10 protein-coding genes and 1 tRNA gene are annotated in these 13,348 nt (G+C 74.7%); 8 read left to right on the top strand and 3 right to left on the bottom strand.

The genetic code is table 11. The features are described from left to right. Window positions 1-46 precede the first annotated feature (46 nt). From ACJTNH_RS03995 to ACJTNH_RS04010, 4 genes are all read left to right on the top strand, one after another. The gene (locus tag ACJTNH_RS03995; RefSeq protein WP_458172981.1) at window positions 47-2,068 is read left to right on the top strand and encodes an ATP-dependent DNA helicase UvrD2; all 2,022 of its coding nucleotides are present in this window, start codon (window positions 47-49) and stop codon (window positions 2,066-2,068) included. Between the two features lie 231 nt (window positions 2,069-2,299). Next, window positions 2,300-2,647 (top strand): hypothetical protein, encoded by a 348-nt coding sequence (locus ACJTNH_RS04000; protein ID WP_458172982.1) that lies wholly within the window; start codon window positions 2,300-2,302, stop codon window positions 2,645-2,647. 158 nt (window positions 2,648-2,805) lie between these two features. Further along, the gene (locus ACJTNH_RS04005) at window positions 2,806-3,141 is read left to right on the top strand and encodes a WhiB family transcriptional regulator (RefSeq protein ID WP_458172983.1); all 336 of its coding nucleotides are present in this window, start codon (window positions 2,806-2,808) and stop codon (window positions 3,139-3,141) included. Between the two features lie 127 nt (window positions 3,142-3,268). Further along, on the top strand, window positions 3,269-3,433 hold the full coding sequence (locus ACJTNH_RS04010) for a hypothetical protein (protein WP_222194043.1): 165 nt from the start codon (window positions 3,269-3,271) through the stop codon (window positions 3,431-3,433). 126 nt (window positions 3,434-3,559) lie between these two features. Here the strand turns inward: ACJTNH_RS04010 and ACJTNH_RS04015 are convergent, their stop codons facing one another. Further along, window positions 3,560-4,882 carry an ABC1 kinase family protein gene (locus ACJTNH_RS04015; protein WP_458172984.1) on the bottom strand — a complete coding sequence of 441 codons (1,323 nt, stop codon included), beginning with the start codon at window positions 4,880-4,882 and terminating at the stop codon, window positions 3,560-3,562. 66 nt (window positions 4,883-4,948) lie between these two features. After that, the gene (locus tag ACJTNH_RS04020; RefSeq protein WP_458172985.1) at window positions 4,949-6,028 is read right to left on the bottom strand and encodes a ThiF family adenylyltransferase; all 1,080 of its coding nucleotides are present in this window, start codon (window positions 6,026-6,028) and stop codon (window positions 4,949-4,951) included. 336 nt (window positions 6,029-6,364) lie between these two features. Between ACJTNH_RS04020 and ACJTNH_RS04025 the strand changes: the two genes are divergently transcribed. Beyond that, on the top strand, window positions 6,365-6,985 hold the full coding sequence (locus tag ACJTNH_RS04025) for a M48 metallopeptidase family protein (RefSeq protein ID WP_458172986.1): 621 nt from the start codon (window positions 6,365-6,367) through the stop codon (window positions 6,983-6,985). An 86-nt stretch (window positions 6,986-7,071) separates the two neighbouring features. On the opposite strand, the gene ACJTNH_RS04030 is transcribed toward ACJTNH_RS04025, so the two are convergent. Then, entirely contained in the window at window positions 7,072-8,526 is a 1,455-nt protein-coding gene (locus ACJTNH_RS04030; RefSeq protein ID WP_458172987.1) for a zinc-dependent metalloprotease, read from the bottom strand. A 189-nt stretch (window positions 8,527-8,715) separates the two neighbouring features. Here ACJTNH_RS04030 and ACJTNH_RS04035 point away from each other — a divergent pair, with 189 nt between their 5' ends. The 3 genes from ACJTNH_RS04035 to ACJTNH_RS04045 all read left to right on the top strand — a co-directional run bounded on the left by ACJTNH_RS04035 (window position 8,716) and on the right by ACJTNH_RS04045 (window position 13,099). Next, complete coding sequence (locus tag ACJTNH_RS04035) at window positions 8,716-9,738, top strand: YlbL family protein (RefSeq protein WP_458172988.1); 1,023 nt, start codon at window positions 8,716-8,718, stop codon at window positions 9,736-9,738. Window positions 9,739-9,933: 195 nt separating this feature from the next. After that, complete coding sequence (locus tag ACJTNH_RS04040) at window positions 9,934-12,936, top strand: UPF0182 family membrane protein (RefSeq protein ID WP_458173103.1); 3,003 nt, start codon at window positions 9,934-9,936, stop codon at window positions 12,934-12,936. An 86-nt stretch (window positions 12,937-13,022) separates the two neighbouring features. Next, window positions 13,023-13,099: transfer RNA gene (locus tag ACJTNH_RS04045), tRNA-Met, on the top strand. Window positions 13,100-13,348: the final 249 nt, after the last annotated feature.

Genomic DNA, 13,348 nt, shown 5'->3' on the forward strand with positions numbered 1-13,348 from the left:
GGGATCCTTCCCCGTCCTGTCGGCGCGGGCTGGGAGACTCCTCGACGTGGGGACGTCGCGGGTCGTGGAGCAGTCCGGTGTCGAGGGGGCGGCGGGGGCCGAGGCCGTGCTCGCCGGGCTGGACGAGCAGCAGCGGGCCGCCGCGGAGGCGGTGCGCGGGCCGGTCTGCATCCTCGCCGGCGCCGGCACCGGCAAGACCCGCACCATCACCCACCGGATCGCCTACGGCGTGCACGTGGGGGAGTACGTGCCCGAGCAGGTGCTCGCGGTGACCTTCACGGCACGGGCGGCGGGTGAGCTGCGCGGGCGGCTGTCGGCGCTGGGCGTCGGCGGCGTGCAGGCCCGCACCTTCCACGCCGCGGCGATGCGGCAGCTGCGCTACTTCGCCCCCCGGGTGCTGGGCGGTCCGATGCCCGAGCTGATCGAGAACAAGCTGCGGGTCGTCGCCGGTGCCGCCACCCGCAACCGGCTGACCACCGACCGCACCAGCCTGCGCGACCTGGCCAGCGAGATCGAGTGGGCCAAGACCACGCTGGCCACCCCGGAGGAGTACCCGGCCCGCGCCGCCCGGGCCGGCCGGGACCTGCCCTTCGACGCCAGCGCGGTCGCGGCGGTCTACCAGAGCTACGAGGAGGCCAAGTCCCGCGACGGTGCGCTGGACTTCGAGGACCTGCTGCTGGTCACCGCCTACGCCATCGAGGAGCACCCCGACGTGGCCCGCGAGGTGCGCGCGCAGTACCGGCACTTCGTCGTCGACGAGTACCAGGACGTCAACCCCCTGCAGCAGCGGCTGCTCGACGCCTGGCTCGGCGGCCGCGCCGAGGTCTGCGTGGTCGGCGACCCGAACCAGACCATCTACTCCTTCACCGGTGCCGATCCCGAGTACCTGCTGGGCTTCGCCGACCGCTACGGCGACGCGGAGGTGGTCAAGCTCGAGCGCGACTACCGGTCCACCCCGCAGGTGGTCGGCCTGGCCAACAAGCTGATCGGGCAGGCGCCACCACGCAGGGGCCTGCCCGGCCTGCGGCTGCTCGGTCAGCGGGCCGAGGGGCCGGCGCCCCGGTTCGTGGAGCACCCCGACGAGCCGGCCGAGGCGGCGGCGGTCGCCCGCGCCTGCCGGGAGCTGATCGACGGCGGCCTCCCGGCGAGCGAGATCGCCGTGCTGTTCCGGATCAACGCCCAGTCCCAGGTCTACGAGTCGGCGCTGGCCGACGCCGGCGTGCCCTACGTCCTCAAGGGCGGGGAGCGGTTCTTCGAGCGGCCCGAGGTGCGCGAGGCGGTGCTGCTGCTGCGGGGCGCGGCCGCCGGTGGCAACGACCCGGGTGCGCTGGTGCCCGCGGTCCGGGACGTGCTCGCCTCGACCGGCTGGGTCGAGCACCGGCCGCCGCCGGGTGGGGCGGCCCGCGACCGCTGGCAGTCGCTGGCCGCGCTGGTCGACCTCGCGGTCGACCTGGTCGCCGAGCAGCCCACCCTCGACCTGACGGGGTTCGTCGCCCACCTGGCCGAGCGGGCCAACGCGCAGCACGCCCCGACCGTGCAGGGCGTCACCCTGGCCTCCATGCACGCGGCGAAGGGCCTCGAGTGGGACGCGGTCTTCGTCGTCGGCCTGGTCGACGGGGTCGTGCCGATCGCCCAGTCACAGTCCCGGCCGGAGGCGGTCGAGGAGGAGCGCCGACTGCTGTACGTGGCGGTCACCCGCGCCCGCGAGCAGCTCACGCTGTCCTGGTCGCTGGCCCGCAGCCCCGGTGGGCGGCGCTCCCGCCCCCGCAGCCGGTTCCTCGACGGCCTCGCCCCGGACGCCGCCGCGGCTCCCCGCCGCCCGGCCCAGCGCCCGAAGGTGGTCCTGGAGGGGGAGGCGGGCGAGCTCTTCGACCGGCTGCGCGCCTGGCGGAGCGCGACCGCGCAGGCGGCGTCCGTGCCGGCCTACGTCGTCTTCACCGACGCCACCCTGCAGTCGATCGCCGAGGCGCGCCCGACGACGGTGCGTGAGCTCTCGGCGCTGCCCGGGGTGGGTGCCCGCAAGCTCGAGCTGTACGGGGCCGAGGTCATCGCGACCATCGAGGCCTGACGGGCCGTCGACCAGCGCAGACACACTTTCTCAGGAAAGTCTGCTAATTCGTTTGACCCCCCTCCGGCGCACCCCCTAGCCTTCGCATCACCGCCTGGGGGTGACCCAGGACGCAGCACGGACCGTGAGCAGTCAGCACGTCCCGCACTGCAGCACGACCGCACGTCCCGAGCAGCACTCGCAGGGAGACCGGCCGGCAGGCCGGGCTCCGACCCCGGAAGGAGGGGCTCCGTGAACAGCACCGACATGACCATCGCCGGCGTGAGCACCGTGACCTCGCCGGCCGTCGGCCTGCGCTGCTCCCTCCCGGCCGACCGGGTCGCCCTGATGGCGCCCTACGCCGCTCCGTGGAACGGCACCGGTCTGTCCATCGCCGGGTCGGCCACCACCGTCCGTCTGCGCGGCCTGACCGCCGCCGCCGGCACGACCGGCTTCCTCGCCACCGGTGCGCCCATCGGCACCGATGCCCAGCCGTCCGTCCAGACCACCGCCCTGAAGGGCAACGCCTTCGCCGGCGCCCCTGCTCGGCACACCAGCACCACCCCGGGTGACCTGCCCCCGGAAGACCCACTGAGCTAGCCACAGCTCAGCTGGTCCTCCTCGAGGCCGCGGAACCCGGACACCGGGAACCGCGGCCTCAGTCTTTTCCGGCCTGACTCTGCGGACCCACCCCGACCACCCGGTCGGCGGGCCCCCCGTCGACCGGTCGAAGAGACGAAGGAAGAGGAGGAGCGGCCGTGCAGACCACGATCGACCCCGCGACGTCGCGTCGCGTCGGGTTCGACCGCACGCACGTGTCCCACCAGCCGGCGGCGCAGGCGGTCGTCCGGCGTGCGCTGCCCTGCCGGGTCCAGGACCCGGACCTGTGGTTCGCCGAGAGCCCGGCTCAGCTCGAGCAGGCCAAGGCGCACTGCGCCGAGTGCCCCGTCCGGTCGGCCTGCCTGGCCGGGGCGCTCGACCGCGCCGAGCCCTGGGGCGTCTGGGGCGGGGAGATCTTCGACCGCGGCGTCGTGATCGCCCGCAAGCGCCCCCGGGGGCGGCCGCCGAAGGTCCGCACCGAGGAGGCGGCATGAGACCCCGCCCGAGCAGGACCGGCGTCCGGCGCCCCACCACCCGACGGCGAGGCGCCGGACGCCCCACCACCCGATGCACCACCAGTCGGCACCACCACCCGGTGCCGCCGACCCCGGAGGAACCGCGATGAACCTGTTGGACCAGGACCTGGCCCACGCCCACATGTCCCGACGGATGGCGGAGGCCGACGCGGCCGCCCGGGCCCGGCGGCTGATCAGCGCCCGGCGCTGGGCCCGCCGGGCCGAGCGGGCGTCGCAGCGTGCCGCTCGCGCCAGCTCCGCCGTCTGGTGAGCGCGGCGTGAGCCGTCCGCACCGGACAGCAGCACCCTGCGGCTCCGGCCGCACCCCGCTCCGACCGCGGCGCCACCGGCGCCCGGTCGGAGCGGACACCACGGCTGGCCGGCAGCCGGCCGCCGGTCAGCCGGCGAAGCCCGGCAGCCACTCCTCGCAGACGCCCCGGTAGGGCGCCTCGGCGTCGAGCTGGCAGAGCACACCGATCGACCCGATGGTCACCCGGTGGATCAACAGGTAGGACGGCGGCAGGTTGAGCTGCCGGCCCAGCTGGCTGGCCTCGCTGCGCGGGTCGCCGAGCCGGTTGGCCTGCTCCTGCATCCAGGCCCGCGTGAACCGGAACGCGGGCGCGGCGACCGGGGCGAGGAAGGGCAGCAGGAAGTCCAGCACCGCCTGGGCGTCCACCTCGACCGACCGGCGGACGAAGCCCTCGGCGCGCAGGTCGGTGAGCACGTCTTCCGCCCGGCCGTCCAGCGCCCAGTTCACCAGCCGCCCGATCGGCTCCGGGAGGCCGTCGGGCAACCGCGCGGTGGCGCCGAAGTCGATGACCCCCAGCCGGCCGTCGGGCAGCAGGCGGAAGTTGCCGGGGTGCGGGTCGGCGTGCAGCAGCCCGGCGCGCTGGGGGCCGGAGAAGTGCAGCACCGCCATCAGCAGCCCGGCCCGGTCGCGCTGCTCCCGGCTGCCCGAGGCGATGACCCGCGACAGTGGCGTGCCCTCCAGCCACTCCGAGACGATGACCTTCGGTGCGCTGGCCACCACGCGCGGGACGACGATCTGGTCGTCGTCGGCGTAGGCGGCCGCGAAGCCCCGCTGGGCGTCGGCCTCCAGCCCGTAGTCCAGCTCCTCCTCCGCCCGGGCCTTGAGCTCGGCGATCAGCGGCTTGACCTCCATGCCCGGGAAGAGCACCGCGAACATCCGAGCGAACCGGGCGAGCTGGTTGAGGTCGGCCATCAGCGCGGTGCCGGCACCCGGGTACTGGATCTTGACCGCCACGTCCCGGCCGTCCCGCCAGGTCGCCCGGTGCACCTGGCCGATGCTGGCCGCTGCGGCGGGTGTGTCGTCGAACTCCCGGAACCGCTCCCGCCACCGGCCGCCCAGCTGCTGGGCGAGCACCGCGTGCACGGTGCGCACCGGCATCGGTGGCGCGGCCTCCTGCAGCTTGACCAGTGCCTCGCGGTACGGGCCGGCGACCTCCTCGGGTACCGCGGCCTCGAAGATCGACAGTTGCTGGCCGAGCTTCATCGCCCCGCCCTTCAGCTGCCCGAGGACGGCGAAGAGCTGCTCGGCGGTGCGCTGCTGGAGCTCGGCGTCGACCTCCTCGGCCGGCCGGCCGGACAGCCGCTTGCCGATGCCGAGGGTGGCCCGCCCCGCGGCGCCCAACGGCAGGGCGGCCAGCCGGGCCGTTCGGGACACCGCCCCCCGTGGGATGTCCCGCCCGGTGTCACTCACCACCCCATTGTCCCCTCTGCGGGCGCCGGGCGCCCCGGACGAACCCAGCAGGTCTCGCCCGGGCGGTCACGGGTGGGCCTCCGGACCGGGGGTGGCCCGCCGGGCGGCACCGCAGGCGCAGTCCGGGTGGGCCGGCCAGCGGCGGAGCCGGGGGAGGAACTCGGGGGAGCGCAGCTCGAGGGTGCCGCCCACGGTCACCGGGCCGTCGTCGCCGTCCAGGTGGGCGAGCACCTGCACCGCCGCGGTGAGGGCGGTGAACAGCGCGGTGAGGGTGGAGCCGGAGGGCGCCGGGTCGGCTGCGGCGAGCTGGGCCGCCAGCCGGGGCCAGGCCGGGTCGTCGTCCCGCCGCCAGGCGTCGGCGCACCGCAGGCAGCCGCCCTCGCCACCGGGCACCACGAGCGGGCCGACGATCCCGGTCTCCCCGCGCACCGTGGCCACCAGGTGCGGGGTCCCGTCCTGGTGCAGCGCGGCGGTGAGCGGGTCGGCGGCCGCCCACGGCCGGCACAGCACCACCAGGTCGACGGTCGCGCCGGCGGGCAGTGGGCGGAGGTCGGTCAGCGGGCTCGCCCGGCGGACGGCGTCGGCTGCGGCCAGGGCCCGCGGGCGGCCCTCGTCGCCGGCGGCGGCGCCTCCGACCACCGCGTCGCCGGCGCGGGTCGGCCCGCGGTCGCGGACGTGCACCCGGCCGACGCCGCTGGCCGCCAGCACGGCCGCCAGGGGGGTGCCCACCCGCGTGGCGCCCTCGACGACGACCGCACTCTGCCGGCGGGCCCGCCACCGGCCGCCTGCGCCGGGGGCAGGGACGGCGGCCGGCAGCTCCACCGCCGCCCGGGCCCTGGCCGCCGGGCCCGGGTCGGCGGCCAGCAGGTCGCCGGCGGCGAGGTCGTGCAGCAACCCGGCACCCCGCAGCCCGGCGAGCAGGTCGTCGACGACGGCCGCGGGCAGCCCGTCGGCGACCGCGTGCGCCCGCACCGCCCGTTCGGGGCGCTGCCCGTCGAGCCGGCGGAGCAGCGCAGCGACGTCGGTGCCGGCCGGGTGCACGCGCAACCCGGCCCCGCCGTCCACGCCGCCGACCTGCAGGAGGTCGTCGTCCAGCCGGAGCACCGGGGTGGCGGCGGGCAGCAGCGGGTGGAGGCTCTCGGTCACCGTTGGGAGCGTGCCAGTGCGGCCCGCCGGCCGGGTGCGTCGTCCACAGGCGCCCGGCCGCGCGCCCACACCCTGTGGACGGCCCTGTGGAGCACGTGGGGAACGCTCGGGGTGTCGCTGTGCACGGCCGGGGGAGCGGCTGGTGACGACGGTGCGGAGACAGTCGCCGACGGGCCCTCGACCTGCACCGACGCGCCGCTGGCCCTGTGGAGGAGGTGGAGTCGGTCCACCGTTCGGGGTACACCGCCGGGCGCGCTGTCCACCCTCCGTGTGCACCTGCCACGACCGGGTGTCCTCACGCTGGGCGCCGGTGCCGCGGCCGGTTACCGTGCGCACGTGCACCAGCGACCTGACCGCCGCCAGCCGGCTGCGTCGACGGCCGTCCCCGCCGCGCGCACGGCCCCCCGCCCTGCCCCGGAGGTGGAGGTCCGCCGCAGCGCCCGTCGCCGTCGGACGGTCACGGCCTACCGGGAGAACGGCCGCACCATCGTCCTGATCCCGGCGGCGTTCAGCCCGGCCGAGGAACGACGGTGGGTCGACCAGATGGTCGCCAAACTGCAGACCCGCGAGGAGCGCCGCCGGCGCAACCTGGGCTCCGACGAGCACCTGATGGCCCGGGCGCGCGAGCTGTCCGCGGCGTACCTCGACGGCCGGGCCGTGCCGGCCAGCGTGCGGTGGGTCGACAACCAGCACCGCCGGTGGGGCTCGTGCACGCCGGCCGACCGGTCGATCCGGTTGTCCAGCCGGCTCCGCGGCATGCCCGAGTTCGTCGTCGACTACGTGCTGGTGCACGAGCTGGCCCACCTGCTCGAGGCCAGCCACGACGAGCGGTTCTGGGCCCTCGTGCACGCCTACCCGCGGGCCGAGCGCGCGCTGGGCTTCCTCGAGGGGTTCGAGTTCGGCTCCACGGGCGACCGGCCGGACGACACGGACCTGGAGCCCGGCGCCGTCGACTGAAGGAGGGCTCCGCTGCTCCCCACCACTCGCGAGCTCGCGGCGGGACCCTGCAGCGGGGCCGTGACGGCCCCGCTGCAGGGGTGCGGTCAGGCGCGGGGCGCGGTGCCGCCGTCGTCCTCCGGTGAGCCCTCGCCCTGCTCCGGCGAGCTCTCCTCCGGTCGTGCCTCCAGGCCGTCGGTCAGCTCCGCGAACGGGTCGGCCGCACCCTGTCGGGCGACGAAGTCCATCGGCTCGTCCAGGTCGTCGGAGGTGGGCAGCAGGTCCGGGTGCGACCAGAGCCGGTCACGCTCGGTCGCGCCGTGCTGCTGGGTCATCGCGCCCCAGACCGTGCTCGCGTCGCGCAGCCGGCGCGGGCGCAGCTGCAGCCCCACGAGGGTGGCGAAGGTCTGCTCGGCCGGGCCGCCGGAGGCCCGCCGCCGGCGCATCGTCTCGGCCAGCGCGGAGTGCCCGGGCAGCCGCTCGGCCGCGGCGGCCGCCACGATGCTGTCCACCCAGCCCTCGACCAGCGCCAGCAGCGTCTCCAGCCGGCGCAGCGCCATCTGCTGCTCGGGGGTCTCCTCCGGCTCCAGCACGCCGCTGCCGAGCAGCCGCTGGATGCTCTCCGGGTCGCTCGGGTCGACCCCGCCCTCCATGCCGCTCATCGCGTCCTGCAGGCCCCGCTCGATCGCCTCGCGGTCGACGTGGATGCCGCGGGCGTAGGCGTGGACGGCGTCGGTGAGCTGCTGGCGCAGCCACGGCACGTGCGCGAACAGCCGCTGGTGGGCGGCCTCGCGCAGCGCCAGGAAGAGCCGCACCTCGTCCTCGGGTCGGTCCAGGCCCTCCCCGAACGCGGCGACGTTCTGCGGCACCAGGACGCCGGCGCCCTTCGGGCCCAGCGGGAGGCCGACGTCGGTGCTGGTGGCGACCTCGTCGGCGAGCCGGGCCAGCGCCTGGCCGACCTGGGCGCCGAACATGACGCCGCCCATCTGGCCCATGATCCCGGCGAGCGGGCCGGCGATGGCGGCCGCCTCGGCGGGCAGCGCGCCGGTCATCGCCGCGACCACCCGCTCGGCGAGCGGGTCGATCAGGGCGGCCCACGCCGGCAGGGTCTGCTCCACCCACTCCACCCGCGACCAGGCGAGCCCGCGGTCGATGCCCGAGGGCAGCTCGGTCACCTGGTCCAGCCACAGGTCGGCCAGCCGCAGCGCCTCCGCGGTGGCGGCCTGCTCCCCGGCCGAGGTCGGCTGGTGCCCCGGGGCGAGGGCGCTGATCGCACCCTGGCGGGCGAGGTCCCAGTTGACCGGGCCACCGGACCAGCTCATCAGCTTCTGCAGCTCGGCGAAGAGCGGCATCTTGCCCAGCAGGTCCGAGGGGTCGCCACCGGCGCCACCGGGACCACCGACGGCACCGAAGAGGGCCCCGAGGCCGAACGGGTCGGCACCGCCGGGACCGGTGCCGCCCGGTCCGGTGCCGCCCGCGCCGCTGCCGCCCTGGCCGCCGGGCTCGCCGCGGCGTTCCGGGTCGCGGTCGGGGACGCCGAAGCCGAAGGGGAGATCGCTCATGGGTCCACCGTAGACGCGGAGGACCGGGTCGACCGCCCTCCGACCGGCCCGTTCGGGCACCGGGGCTCTGCCCAGGGCGAACGCGACGGCGACCGGCCACCGGCGCCGGTCACCTACTCTCGCCGTTCGACGGGTGCACCCGCCGCGGCCGCGGGGCCGACGGGGGCCAGCCGCCACCGAGGAGGGAACGTGAACCGTCGGACCACCGTCCTGGCCGCCGGGACGGTGCTGCTGCTCGTCTTCGGCGTGCTGGGCGCGCTGCTCCCGGTCCCCTACGTCGCGCAGGTGCCCGGCCCCACCTACAACACCCTGGGTGACATCGACGGCACGCCGATCATCACGGTCTCCGGCCGGGAGCCCAACGAGACCTCCGGCAACCTCAACTTGACCACCGTCGGCATCCCGCAGGGCCGGCTCACCCTCGTCGGCGCGGTCCAGGGATGGTTCGACAGCGAGGTCACCGTCGTCCCGCGCGAGCAGGTCTACCCCTCCGACCGGTCGGTCGAGGAGACGCAGGCGGCGAACCGGCAGGCGTTCCTGACCTCCGAGCAGGCGGCGCGGGGCGCGGCGTTCGCGGAGCTGGGCTACCCGGAGAAGGTCGTCGTCCAGGGCCTGGCCGAGGAGTCGGCCGCCGAGGGGCAGCTGCAGGCCGGCGACGCGCTGGAGTCGGTGGGCGGCACCGCCACCCCCGACCAGGCGGCGCTCACCGAGGTGCTCGCCGGCATCCCGCCCGGCACCCCCGTGGAGGTGGGCTACACCCGGCAGGGCACCCCCGGCGTCGCCACCGTCACCACGGCGGCCGCCGCCGAGGGGCAGGGGTCGGCGCTGGGTGTGCTGATCCTCGAGACGCCGTACGCGCCCTTCGACGTCGACATCGAGGTGGACGACGTCGGTGGCCCCTCGGCCGGGCTGATGCTCGCCCTGGGCGTGATCGACATGGTCGGGGACACCGACCTGACCGCGGGCGCGGTCGTCGCCGGCACCGGGACGATCGACGGGGAGGGCGCCGTCGGCCCGATCGGCGGCATCCCGCTCAAGCTCGTCTCGGCCCGGGAGATCGGCGCCGAGCTGTTCCTCGTGCCGGCGGACAACTGCGCCGAGGCGGTGGCCAACGCCCAGCCGGGTCTGCCGCTGGCCGAGGTGGCCACGCTGGACGACGCGCTGGAGGCGCTGGCCGACCTCCGCGCCGGTCGCACCCCGGAGCTGTGCTGACCGGGCTGTCCGCCGGCCGTGACCTGCTCGTGACCGCGCTGGGAACCCGTCGCGGTCGACAACAGTTGGAAGATCGGACCCCAGCTCCTGCCCTCCGCCACCGGCGGTCCCCGGGCCGCTGAGATCGTGTTCCCCGGCCGGGCCCGAGCCCGCGCCACCTCGAAGTCGCAAGAAGACAGGAGACCGACCGTGGCCATGCGGCCCCCCGTGCCGGTGCCGACGTTGTCCCGGCGCGCCAAGCTGGTCATCGGCGTCGTCGCCGCGCTGCTGGTGCTCTTCACCGTCATCGGCACACTGACCAACGTCTACGTCGACTACCTCTGGTTCGACGAGACCGGCTTCACCGAGGTCTTCTGGACCGAGATCCAGACCCGCGCGCTCCTGTTCGCGGTCGCCGCGCTGGCCATGGGCGGGCTGGTCGCCCTCGCGGTGTACCTGGCGTACCGCTTCCGCCCGGCGTTCCGGCCGATGTCGCTGGAGCAGCAGAACCTCGAGCGCTACCGGCAGTCGGTCGAGCCCCGCCGCAAGCTGGTGCTCACCGCCATCGGCGTGGTGCTCGGGCTGTTCGCCGGCTTCACCGCGCAGGGCAGCTGGCAGACCTGGCTGGAGTTCCGCAACTCCACCGACTTCGGGCGCACCGACCCGCAGTTCGGGCTGGACGTCTCGTTCTTCGTCTTCGACTACCCCTTCTACCGGCTGGCGCTGGGCTTCGGCTTCGCCATCGTGCTGCTGGCCCTGATCGGGTCGGTGCTCACGCACTACGTCTTCGGCGGGCTGCGGCTGCAGACCCCGGGGCAGAAGCTGACCGGCGCGGCCCGGGTCCAGCTGTCGGTGCTGCTCGGGCTGTTCGTCGGGCTCAAGGCGATCGCCTACTGGCTGGACCGGTACGCCCTCGTCTACTCCGACCGCGGCGACGTCTTCACCGGCGCCTCCTACACCGACGTCAACGCGCTGCTGCCGGCCAAGAACATCCTGGTGGTCGTGGCCGCGATCTGTGCGGTCGCGTTCTTCGCCAACATCCTGGTGCGCAACACCCTGCTGCCGGCGGCTGCGCTGGTGCTGCTGCTCGCCTCGAGCCTGGTGATCGGGGTCGCCTACCCGGCGATCGTGCAGCAGTTCGTCGTCCGGCCCTCGGCCGACCAGCGGGAGCAGGCCTACATCGAGCGGGCGATCAGCTCCACCCTCGACGCCTACGGGCTCTCCGACGTGCAGTACGTCGACTACGCCCAGGGGCAGACCACCGAGGGGCAGGCCGACGACGAGGGCGACGTGGCCGGCAACAGCGTGGACACCGAGGCGGCGCTGGCCGAGCTGGCCGACTCGCCGACCATCTCCAACGCCCGGCTGCTGGACCCGAACGTGCTCTCGGCGACGTTCACCGCCCGCCAGCAGATCCGCAACGTCTACGGCTTCCCGGAGAAGCTGGACATCGACCGGTACGAGATCGACGGGCAGCTGCAGGACTACGTGGTCGCCGTCCGCGAGCTCGACCAGACCGGGCTGAGCGAGAACCAGAGCAGCTGGATCAACCGGCACACCGTCTACACCCACGGCAACGGGTTCGTCGCCGCCCCGGCCAACCAGGTGGTCGCCGGCCAGGAGGGCGGCGAGCCGGACTTCACCACCGGCAACCTGCCGACCACCGGTGACATCGACGTCGACCAGGCGCGCATCTACTACGGCGAGCTGCTCAACGTCGGCGGTCAGGACGTCTACTCCGTCGTCGGCGCCCCCGAGGGCACCGCGCCGCGCGAGTTCGACCAGCCCGAGGGCGGGTCGGGCGAGGGGCAGATCAACTCGACCTACGACGGCGAGGGTGGTGTGTCGATCGGCAGCTTCTTCCGGCAGCTGACCTACGCCATCTACTACCGGGAGCGGAACTTCCTGCTCTCCGGCGCGGTCAACGACCAGTCGAAGGTGCTCTACGTCCGCGACCCGCTGGAGCGGGTCGAGAAGGCCGCGCCCTTCCTCACGGTCGACGGCGACCCCTATCCCGCGGTGATCGACGGCCGGGTGCAGTGGATCCTCGACGGCTACACCACCTCCGACGCCTACCCCTACGCCGAGCAGATGGAGCTGGGCGAGGCGGCTGCCGATGCGCTCACCGGCACCGGCACCACCGCGCTGCCCAACGACCAGTTCAACTACATCCGGAACTCGGTCAAGGCGACGGTCGACGCCTACGACGGCACGGTGACGATGTACGCCTGGGACCAGGAGGCCAACCCCGACCCGGTCCTGCAGACGTACATGAAGGCCTTCCCGGACGTGGTCCAGCCGCAGAGCGAGATGAGCGAGGAGCTCATCAGCCACGTGCGCTACCCGGAGGACCTGTTCAAGCTGCAGCGCGACGTGCTGACCCGGTACCACGTGTCCGACCCGGTCGACTTCTACAACCAGAACGACCGGTGGCAGGTGCCGAACGACCCGACCCAGGACGTCGACGAGGCGCAGCCGCCGTACTACATCCTGGCGCAGCGGCCCGGTGACGAGGACGCGACGTTCCAGCTCACCAGCGCGCTCAACGCGTTCCAGCGGGACAACCTGTCCTCGTTCATCTCCGCCTCCTCGGCGCCGGAGAGCTACGGGGAGCTCCAGGTGCTGCGGCTGCCGGGCAACACCCCGTACCGCGGGCCGCAGCAGGTGCAGAACGCCTTCCGATCGAACAACCAGGTGCGCCCGGACCTGACGCTGTTCGACAGCGACAACTCCGAACCGGTTTACGGCAACCTGTTGACCTTGCCGATCGGGGATGCCGGGTTGCTGTATGTAGAGCCGCTGTACGTACAGGGCACCGGCGACGGGGGCTTCCCACTGCTGCAGAAGGTGCTGGTCAATTACCAGGACCGGATCGGCTACGCCAACACCCTGGCCGAGGCACTGGAGCAGGTCTTCGGTGCCGGGGCCGGGCAGGCGGCACCGGACAGCGAGAACGTCGAGGACGACGGAGCCGACGACACGCCCGGCGAGAGCATCCCGCCGACGGCGCCGCCGGCCGACGACGGTGCCGCAGCCGGTGGCGGTACCACCGCGGACCAGGCCGTCGCCCAGATCAACGACGCCCTGGCGGCGCTGGCGGAGGCGCAGCGCAACGGCGACTTCAGCGGGCAGGGGCAGGCGCTGGAGGACCTGCAGGCGGCGGTGGACGCGTACCAGGCCGCCACCGGGCAGGCGGCCCCGGCGTCGCCCACCGGCTGACCGGGGCGGTGGTCACGGGCGCCGTGGCGCACGTGACCCCCCCCTCGGCGGCACTGCTCCGGAGTGCGGTATGGTTGTCCTACCGACGCGGGGTGGAGCAGCTCGGTAGCTCGCTGGGCTCATAACCCAGAGGTCGCAGGTTCAAATCCTGCCCCCGCTACCACGACGAAGCGGCCCCCACAGCACCTGTGGGGGCCGCTTCCGTTGGTGCGACCGATCTCATCGGCGTGCGGTCCGGGGCGCGGACGGGCATCGGCCCGGCGCGCTCGGTCCTTGCGGAGCCGAGGTCGGCGCAGTTCCTCGGAGCGGCCAGCCAGGCCTGCTCCGGCGAGGGTCGTCACCCGTTCCGGGCGGCGGTCACCGCCCGGTCGCGGTGGCGTGTGCGGCATCGCCGCCACGGCCACCGTGCCGG

This window comes from Modestobacter lacusdianchii, assembly GCF_054177765.1.